This window comes from Microcystis sp. M_QC_C_20170808_M3Col (genome assembly GCF_007095505.1).
GTDB lineage: Bacteria > Cyanobacteriota > Cyanobacteriia > Cyanobacteriales > Microcystaceae > Microcystis.
Genome location: NZ_SFBY01000228.1, coordinates 1 through 8883, shown reverse-complemented (window position 1 = coordinate 8883; position 8883 = coordinate 1). Strand labels below are relative to the sequence as shown.

Below are 8883 nucleotides of genomic sequence, written 5' to 3'. Positions count from 1 at the left end.
TTGAGAATATTTAAATTAACATTTCGCAATATTTATAAATTCTTAAGAATTAATTGAGAAAGATTTTTATTTAACAACGATGTTGCAATGGTTACAGCGATTTGATAGAATTTCATAGTGGGTTATTCTGTGCTTTTTTGGGCAGCAATGGTTGAAACCCTTGCCAAACCTAGAAGGTTATCCTAATTAAGACGGGTAAATCAGTCAATTTCACCAGCAACGATGATCTTTTTTTTATGTAGTTTTATTGCAAAAAAAAAGTTTTTTTGACAAAAAGCACAAAGTATGATAATCCAAACGTATTTCTGGCTGCGAGTAATTATTGCAGAGTGGGGAAGTGGGGAAGTGGGGAAGTGGGGAAGTGGGGAAGTGGGGAAGTGGGGAAGTGGGGGAATTTCAACTAAAACCCTAACACCCCCCGCAACGCGCACGCAGTGACCACCCTAACACCCTAACACCCTAACACCCCAAAACCCCAAAACCCCCCGCAACGCACACGCAGTGACCACCCTATCTCCTGTCTCGGAGTCTCCTGACTCCTGTGAATTGTCCTAGGAGAGAAACTTAACCAACTCCTCTAATTTTTGCCAAGCTAACCCACTGGCTAAAATCTCGCGTGCGAGAGCGAAACCAGCAGCATGATCGCCAAAAGTGACCTTTGCTGCCACCTGTAGGGCAAGAGAGGCATTAATTGCCACAGCATCCCGTTGAGCCGGCGTTCCACCCCCTTGCAGGACATTTTTGAGTATTTCGGCATTTTCTGGCACTTCCCCGCCTTTAAGGGCATTTAAACTAGCTCTGGGGATAGAAATTGACAAAGGATCGATCGCCCCAGAAATCACCTCACCATTATTTAATAAAGCCATATCGGTCAGATCTCCTAACCCCACCTCGTCGAGTTTTTCCCGGCCGTGAACAATAATCGCCTTTGGGGTTCCCATTTGTGCTAAAGCCGTGGCCATGGGGGTGAGAAATTGCCGGTCATAAACCCCGATAACTTGACCTGTGGGACGGAGAGGATTAACTAGAGGGCCAAGAAGATTAAAAACCGTGCGAACTTTCAGGGTTTTGCGGAGATTAGCCACACTTTTCAGGGCTGGATGCCAACCGGGGGCAAAAAGAAAGGTCACTCCCACCCCATCTAAAGCCGCCGCTACTTTCTCGCTAGGGGCGCTTAAATTAACCCCAAGATATTCTAGAACATCGGCCGAACCGACCTTGCTGGAAGCCGAGCGATTGCCGTGTTTAGCCACTTTTACGCCCCCGGCGGCCGCCACAAAAGCCACAGCAGTGGAAATATTAAAAGTGGAGGACCCGTCACCGCCGGTGCCACAGGTATCGATAACGGGAGTAGTATGGGGTTTAGGGTCTTCTAAGCGAGATTGTTGCCGTAAAACTGTGGCCATTCCCGCTAATTCCGCGGCCGAGACTCCTTTTGCTTGCAAAGCCGCTAAAATCGCCCCCGATAAAACTTCCGGAATCTGGCCGTTTAACCATCCAGTCATTAATTCTTCAGCTTGGTTAAGGGAAAGGGATTTTCGATCGAGTAGTTGCTGCAGTAGGTTTGGCCAGTCTTGAGTGGTCATCGCTGTTCCATTGGTGTCGGGATGGGGCGATATACTATCATAGCGGTTTGTCTGGAGAATCGATCGCCCCTAGGAATTTTTACTTTAAATCGAGCAAACCCTGTTCTTTTAACTTGGGATTAAAACGAATTTCCATCTGTACTCCCCGTTTTTCTAGGGTTGATAAAATATCGTTTTCTACTCGTCTGGATACCTGTTTTAATAACTTGATTTGCCCCAATTCGTCAGCACTTTGATAAAATTCTTTTTCTGTCTCAGTCATGGTTAATTTAGCATCAATTGGTTCTGTCCAGAGTTTTTCATTGCCGATTACTGCCTGACTTTCTCTTAGCCAAGCTTGTTTAATCGATTCGAGAATAGTCCGATTAGGACGATCAATCAACTGTATTTTTAGCCAATAACAAGCTTGGGGCTGTCGGGCAAGATGTTGTTTTAAACTGAGATAAATATCACGAGAATAGCCGACAAACTCTAAGACTTGTTCTCGATCAAAAATGGCATAAACCCCGATTTTCCCCTGGAAATCAGCACAGATATTACCCGTGGCATCTAGGTAGGGAATATATTCTAATTGTTCGAGATTAGCAAAAGTATCAGGCTCATTCATAATTAGCTGTCGATAATTGGTTGGAGATATATAAATTATACCTAAGTTTGAATTTTATATTCCGGGCTGTGGCTAACCTACTATGGTAAACTAAAAGTTGCCCTGCCGTTAGTCGCAGGGAACAATAAGCAAGTGAGCATAGCTTCGGTTCCTCCTTATGGATATTTTTCAGGAGTACGGTATTGAGTACCTGTACCACATGACTTATATAAATAACCTTACCTCTATCATTACGAATGGATTGTTGTCACATAATGAAGCCTATAGGAGAGGATTAATAGAAGTAGATATTTCTGATCCAGATGTTCAAAATAGAAGAGCTAATCGAACAATTGACAAAATACCACTACATGAATATGTTCCGCTGTATTTTTCACCCAGAAATCCAATGCTGTATAGGAGGAAACAGCATCAAGATGACATTGTTATTTTGGGAATTGAGCCACAACTTTTATTAGAAACAAATGTTATCTTTTCTGATGGAAATGCAGCGGCAGGGGAGACTCGGTTCTACCGGGGCGCGCAAATGCTTAACCAGTTGCCTTGGAATGTAATCTGGGCGCAATACTGGAATGATTTCGAAGATGGTAAGCGCATGAAGTGTGCAGAGATACTTGTTTACCCGACGGTAGCGCCCAATAGGATCAAAGCAGTATTTTGCCGTTCCCAGAAGCACAGCAACGTTATCCTTGCAGCTATACAGAGAACTGATATTATAGGAATGGTGTATCCAGATTTATATTTCTAGTCATGCTACATTACACAGATACCACAGTTTTCAATGTCAACACGCAAACGATTGTTAACACAGTTAACTGCGTTGGTGTAATGGGTGCTGGCTTGGCTCTAGAGTTTCAGCTAAGATTTCCAGAAATGGAAAAAGACTATGTAGAGCGATGCAGGAAAAAAGAGGTTAAAACTGGAAAGCCTTATCTTTACAGAAATTATGGGAATGTTTGGATTCTTAACTTCCCGACAAAGGATCACTGGAAGTATCCCTCTAAAATTGAATGGATAGATGAGGGACTTAAGTATTTCTCCATTAACTATCAGAAAGGCGGCATTACTTCGATCGCTTTTCCTAAGTTGGGATGTAGTCATGGTGGACTTGATTGGGGTGATGTATCCCCTTTGATGGAAAAATATCTGGGAAACCTCGATATTGATGTATTTATTTGTTTAGATCAAGAAAAGGAAGCAACAGGTGTAGAGGGTTCAATGGTTAGTTTGGTCAATAATATTGAGAGCTTTGGATGGGATAAAGAACTTAATCTCAGATCTGATATCAGAAAAAAAATAATTCATGCCTTACCAATTAGAAGATTTCGAGAGTTAGGAAAAATTGAAGGTGTTGGGAAGCAGACATATAATGATATGTTTAGCTTCTTATATCAATCCGTAAAGAAATTTGAGTTTGAGAAAGATAAGCCTAAATCTGCTAATACATTGCAACTTCAGATTCTGGACACAATTACTGAAGAAGAGAACTGGCAAGAATCTACCAATCAGTTAAGTTCTCAATTAGAAGCAGTAGGTTTTTATGAAGAACGCACTGAGATAAACACTACTCTTACTACAGAGGAGAATCTAGGGGCTTCTGCAAGTCAGTTAAGTTCTCCATTACAAGCGGAATCTACTGCTGAAGAACAGAGAATTATGGGTGCTTCTTGTAATGAAAATTATGATGCTTTCCTGATAATTCTGCCCTATATAGAACAAGCTCTTAGTACAGAGCGTACAAAAGATGAAATTTCTGAAATGTTTAAGCTTCCTAAAAAGTTGGTAGGTGAGTGGTTGGAAGCGGCAGAAAAACTTGGTAAAGTTAAAAAGCTTACACGTCCTGTTAGGTACGTTGCAACGTCGAATCAGTTGCAACAGCAATTAGAGTATGAGTTTGCGGTATAAGCTGTAAACAGGCTAATAACCGTGTTGCATAAGCTGTTAACTATCTATCTAAATTACTCGTTTACCGCAATATCAAATTGAGGCAGATTCTGTTAAAATGACAGGTGGCGATCAACTGTGATGAATAGATCAAATTCTGATTCTGGAAGGTTAAGAAGTTGACCATTTTTGACAAGAGGCACTAGGAGCAAGTGTTAGTAAAATTAATATTGATCAACTGCTTACCCTTTAAAATTGTACCAAAAAGTCTTAGGCTAAATTAGTCCCCAAAAATGATCAATTCTCAATGCCTACTGCTTCTCTTAACGAAATTGTTCACGCGGCCCTAAGTGGTCAAGTGGTTTCTTTTCCCACGGATACAGTTCCCGCTTTAGCGGTTTCTCCCCCCTATGCTGCCTTAATTTTTGCCGCTAAAAAACGGACTTTTGATAAACCTTTAATTCTCATGGCGGCCTCAGCAGCAGATTTATGGGATTATGTCAAGGGAAGTCAGGAAGAAAGGGAAATTTGGCAGCAAATGACCGAAAAACACTGGCCCGGCTCCCTAACTTTGGTTTTACCCGCTTCTGAAAAAGTACCAAAAGTTCTTAACCCGAAGGATCCTAGCACGATCGGGATCCGAGTTCCCGCTCATGCGATCGCAAGAGAAATTCTCGGTCGAACTGGTGTTTTAGCGACCACAAGTGCTAATCTGTCAGGACAAGAGCCTTTATTAACTCCATCCGCGATTATGACTACTTTTCCCTCGGTGACGGTGTTAGCGCCCACAGAAAGGCAAGCATGGGGAATAATCAATAGTGGACAACCCTCCACTGTCGCGCGTTGGCAATGTCAAGGATGGGATATCTTACGACAAGGGGCAGTTTTTCTGTAAATATGGACGATATTGACGCTTTAAAACGGGAATTACAGCAAACTCGCCTCGCTTATCACCTGGCCGTGGCAATTAATCACCTCAAAAGCAGTTTTTTGGGACGGGTTGCCCACGAATTGCGATCGCCATTGAGCAGTATGATCAGTCTCCATCAACTGATTCTCGCCGATCTTTGCGAAAGTCCAGCCGAAGAAAGGGAATTTATCGCCCAAGGACAACTGGCGGGCCGTAAACTGATGGCAATGCTCGATGAGATGATTAATCTCTCCAAACTAGAGTCGGGTACTATACCTCTGGAGCGAGAAATTTTTTCTTTAACTAAACTTTGGGAAGATTGGGCAAGTTTAACCTATTTACAGGCAGCTAATCGCAATATTAAGCTTAAATTTAGCCCTTTAACCGATGATATTGCTATTATTGCCGATTATCAGCGTTTATCCTCCGCTCTTGTCCTTCTCGTTGATGCAGCGATCGCTAACTTAGCGAGTGGCTCTATTTGTATCTCGGTAAGCACTCTTTGCGAGAAAAAAGTCACTATTGTCCTAGAATTTCCGGGGGAAATCCCTCTCTGGCAAATGCCAGAAATTTCCCCTTTGAGTTTAGAATCAAAGCCAGAAGAAGTCAAACAATTTACCCAAGCTCTCGGTCTTTCTCCCGGTCTTAAATTCCAGTTAGCGAAAGGCATTATCGAAGTATCGGGGGGGGAAATGAGCTTAGATCAAATCGATAACAATAGTCAGGACAAGCTCACACGGATCGTTTTTTCTTTACCTCGATCGCTGGATAGGAAAACTCCTCGGTATAACGATTAAATAATACCATCGTCGTCGTGGCATTGCTTTGGAAACCAATGTGCTGGTAAAATTTTTCTTGATTAGTAGTCATCAAATAGACTCTTTCCACCCGATTTATTCGGGGATGGGCCAAAACTGTTTCTACTAATTTACGCCCTAAACCGGCTCCCTGATAATCGGGATGAACAATCACATCCCAAATAGTTGCCCGATAAATGCCGTCAGAAATGGCGCGAGCAAAACCAATTAATTGCCGCTCATTCCACACCGTCACCACTGGATCACTATAGTCAATTGCGGTTGCTAAATCTTCCAAACGGCGATCGATTGCCCAAAATGCGGTTAAATTAAATAATTCTCGTAGTTGCAATAGATCTATCTTGCTTTTATCCTCGTCAAACTGAATCTGACTACAATCAATCATGATATTTCCTTAGTCTAAGACTAAAAAATAGGAGAAGATATTTTTCCGAGAAAGAGGATTCACGCTCGATCGGACTGATTATGAGCAATTTCCCCTAATCTATCTATGTGTTTGATTATACTCAATGCCTCAGATAATCTCTAGTTGATTTATCGTGATTTCTTGACAAGTTATTAATCAGTGATCGGGAGTCGGTCGTCAGTGTTCAGGAGTCAGGAGGAGATAGGGTTTTGGGGTGATAGGGTTTTGGGGTGATAGGGTGATGAGACAGCTTCCCCACTTCCCCACTACCCCACTTCATAATTCATCATTCATAATTCATCATTTATAATTCCCACACCAATGCTTAACCATCAAAGATCTTCGCCAGTGTCTGTCATTTGTTTAGGGGAAATCCTCTCTGATCTAATTGCCGATCAAAGCGAGCGCTCTATAGAGCAAGTGACTTCTTGGACAACCTATGCCGGGGGTGCGCCGGCAAACGTGGCCTGTGGATTGCGAAAATTGGGCATAAATTCGGCTTTTATCGGTTGTGTGGGCAAAGATCAACGAGGGGAACAGTTAATCGCCTTGCTAGACGCTCTCGGAGTCGATACCACTGGTGTACAGTATCACCCCACCCTACCCACCCGACAAGTTTATGTCACCCGCGATGCTGGGGGAGACAGACATTTTGCGGGTTTTGGCGGCATTAAAACGACGGATTTTGCCGATACTGCCCTTAATGGTGACTTATTAGCCGAAAATATCTTTAAAAATGCCGATTATCTAGTTATGGGAACCCTAGGGTTAGCCTATCCCCCGGCGAGAGCGGCGATGATGCGCGCCCTCGAATTAGCTAAAATTTACGGGGTGAAAGTATTGATCGATATCAACTGGCGGCCGGTTTTTTGGCCTAATCTTGAGGCCGCTCCTGATCGGATTCGAGATTTTATCTTCCGGGCCGATTTGCTCAAATGTAGCGAGGAAGAAGCAGCATGGTTATTTGGCACTGATACCCCCGTCAGAATATCATCACAATACCCCAATTTAGGGGCAATTCTGGTTACTGGCGGCGCAAAAGGTTGTAAATATCATTTAGGCGAAAATAGCGGCACTGTTGAGGCTTTCCCTGGGGAGGTAGTGGATACAACCGGGGCAGGAGATGGCTTTGTGGCGGGTTTTTTAGCTCGTGCTAGTCTTGGAGGCGATCAAATCGGGGAAAATGCCGATTTAGCGCGTAATGCGGTGATTTATGCCTGTGCGGTGGGGGCAATGGTGACAAGGGCGGCAGGAGCGATCGCATCCCAACCGACTCGGGAACAGGTGGAGGAGTTTCTAGCGGCCTTTGACTCCTAGAAATTATACTAAATCCTGTTTAAAAAGTATAGGAGAGAAGGGGGGGGGAAACAATCCATAACTGGGTTTTTAAAGTTAGATCGGCAGTTAATCACAGGATTAAAAACGGATTTAGTATTATTTGCCAGTTTTTTGGTCAAACCAGTCTAAAACCCGATTCCATGCCCACCAGCGATCGCTATCGCCCCACTGACGCTGACAGGATAAACTGCTGATATAACCCACATGACCACCGTGGTTGGTTAAGAGTAGATCGACGTGGGGATTATCGGCGATCGCTGCTTGCAGATCGGGAATAACTGCGGGGGAAAAGAGGGGATCATCGGCCGCGTAGAGGATAAAAGTGGGTTTAGTTAAATAGGGTTGAAAGGGCAAGGGACTACTAGCGGCATAATAGTCAAAAACTGTCTTAAATCCTAAGTTTTTAATCACTAATTCTCGATCGAATCCGGCAATCGTGGTGGCGCGAGTAATTGCTTGGGGATCGATATGATCGGGATGAGCTTGATGGATGCGTTTGGCTAACTTGCGTAATTCCCTGGCGATCGCTTTTTCCAAATGTTTCCCCCAGGGATCCTGGACGAGATAGGATAAAGAACGATTAGAGTCTAAATTAGGACAAATTACCGCACCACCACCGATATCGACGGGATCGATCCCCATATCTTCCTGATTCTCTACCGATTTAATTCCCCACAGGGCCAATTGTCCCCCCAGAGAGTAACCTGTGAACCAAAAAGGAGCAGGACAGCCCATTTTTTGAGCTTGGGCGGCAATATGAATGAAATCTAGCCCTTCATAGATGCCATCGGAGGTGAGAGTCGGGGATAATTCGGCTGTCTTACCGTGGGCGCGCCAATCGAAGAGGACGACTGCGTAGTTTCTCGCTACGGCTTTTCTGCCTAAAATTCTTAAAAACCATTGATTATCTAAGTCTCCCGTGATGCCGTAGGTCCCGATAATGGTTCCCTTCGCTTGTGGGGGAATGGAAAAAATCCCGTAGATGGGGACGGCATTGGCCCCGGTGAAAATGGTTTCTTGATAGACTGGTTCGGGAATAGCGATCGTATTTTGCCAGGTTTCTCGCGCTTTTAGGGACACATAGAGAGTCATGGCAAAACCGTTTTTCAGCAATGGGGGCGGAGTGTAGGTGAGATTATCAGTCTTCGTCCTAGGATGGGCAATCATAGCAGCACAGGGGAATCAAAAAGTCAAGAGGGGGAGACAAAAATTAACTTATCGAAAATTTGGGTTAAAACCCCGTCGTTTTACGACGGCTTTAAGCTACAATGGAAAAAGCGATAACCAAGCTAAAAACTGAACCTTGACCACAGATAGTAGGGGGTTTCGTTCAG

The 8883-nt window shown here is 43.8% G+C and carries 10 protein-coding genes; 6 read left to right on the top strand and 4 right to left on the bottom strand.

Annotated elements, in window-relative coordinates; all coding sequences use genetic code 11:
- Nucleotides 1–285 precede the first annotated feature (285 nt).
- The gene (locus EWV84_RS10195; protein ID WP_287077904.1) at nucleotides 286–438 is read left to right on the top strand and encodes a hypothetical protein; all 153 of its coding nucleotides are present in this window, start codon (nucleotides 286–288) and stop codon (nucleotides 436–438) included.
- A gap of 113 nt (nucleotides 439–551) precedes the next feature.
- Here EWV84_RS10195 and trpD read toward each other — a convergent pair whose 3' ends face one another.
- Together trpD and EWV84_RS10185 are read right to left on the bottom strand one after the other, a co-directional pair.
- Nucleotides 552–1586 (bottom strand): anthranilate phosphoribosyltransferase, encoded by a 1035-nt coding sequence (trpD, locus tag EWV84_RS10190; protein WP_287077903.1) that lies wholly within the window; start codon nucleotides 1584–1586, stop codon nucleotides 552–554.
- A 79-nt stretch (nucleotides 1587–1665) separates the two neighbouring features.
- Nucleotides 1666–2193 (bottom strand): GIY-YIG nuclease family protein, encoded by a 528-nt coding sequence (locus EWV84_RS10185; protein WP_287077902.1) that lies wholly within the window; start codon nucleotides 2191–2193, stop codon nucleotides 1666–1668.
- A gap of 157 nt (nucleotides 2194–2350) precedes the next feature.
- Between EWV84_RS10185 and EWV84_RS10180 the strand changes: the two genes are divergently transcribed.
- The 4 genes from EWV84_RS10180 to EWV84_RS10165 all read left to right on the top strand — a co-directional run bounded on the left by EWV84_RS10180 (nucleotide 2351) and on the right by EWV84_RS10165 (nucleotide 5784).
- A complete protein-coding gene (locus tag EWV84_RS10180; protein ID WP_287077901.1) occupies nucleotides 2351–2941 on the top strand; it encodes a DUF4433 domain-containing protein in 591 nt (196 codons plus the stop codon).
- Nucleotides 2942–2943: 2 nt separating this feature from the next.
- Nucleotides 2944–4098, top strand: a complete 1155-nt coding sequence (locus EWV84_RS10175) for a macro domain-containing protein (protein WP_287077900.1) — start codon at nucleotides 2944–2946, stop codon at nucleotides 4096–4098.
- A 286-nt stretch (nucleotides 4099–4384) separates the two neighbouring features.
- On the top strand, nucleotides 4385–4972 hold the full coding sequence (locus EWV84_RS10170) for an L-threonylcarbamoyladenylate synthase (protein ID WP_287077899.1): 588 nt from the start codon (nucleotides 4385–4387) through the stop codon (nucleotides 4970–4972).
- Complete coding sequence (locus EWV84_RS10165) at nucleotides 4927–5784, top strand: sensor histidine kinase (RefSeq protein ID WP_287077898.1); 858 nt, start codon at nucleotides 4927–4929, stop codon at nucleotides 5782–5784. Before EWV84_RS10170 ends, EWV84_RS10165 begins: the two co-directional genes overlap by 46 nt.
- On the opposite strand, the gene EWV84_RS10160 is transcribed toward EWV84_RS10165, so the two are convergent.
- Complete coding sequence (locus tag EWV84_RS10160) at nucleotides 5720–6190, bottom strand: GNAT family N-acetyltransferase (RefSeq protein ID WP_287077897.1); 471 nt, start codon at nucleotides 6188–6190, stop codon at nucleotides 5720–5722. The two genes, EWV84_RS10165 and EWV84_RS10160, sit on opposite strands and share 65 nt — an antisense overlap.
- A gap of 342 nt (nucleotides 6191–6532) precedes the next feature.
- Between EWV84_RS10160 and EWV84_RS10155 the strand changes: the two genes are divergently transcribed.
- Nucleotides 6533–7528: a carbohydrate kinase family protein gene (locus EWV84_RS10155; protein WP_287077896.1), complete on the top strand. Its 996-nt coding sequence runs from the start codon at nucleotides 6533–6535 to the stop codon at nucleotides 7526–7528.
- A 117-nt stretch (nucleotides 7529–7645) separates the two neighbouring features.
- Here EWV84_RS10155 and EWV84_RS10150 read toward each other — a convergent pair whose 3' ends face one another.
- Entirely contained in the window at nucleotides 7646–8716 is a 1071-nt protein-coding gene (locus tag EWV84_RS10150) for a YheT family hydrolase (protein WP_287077895.1), read from the bottom strand.
- Nucleotides 8717–8883: the final 167 nt, after the last annotated feature.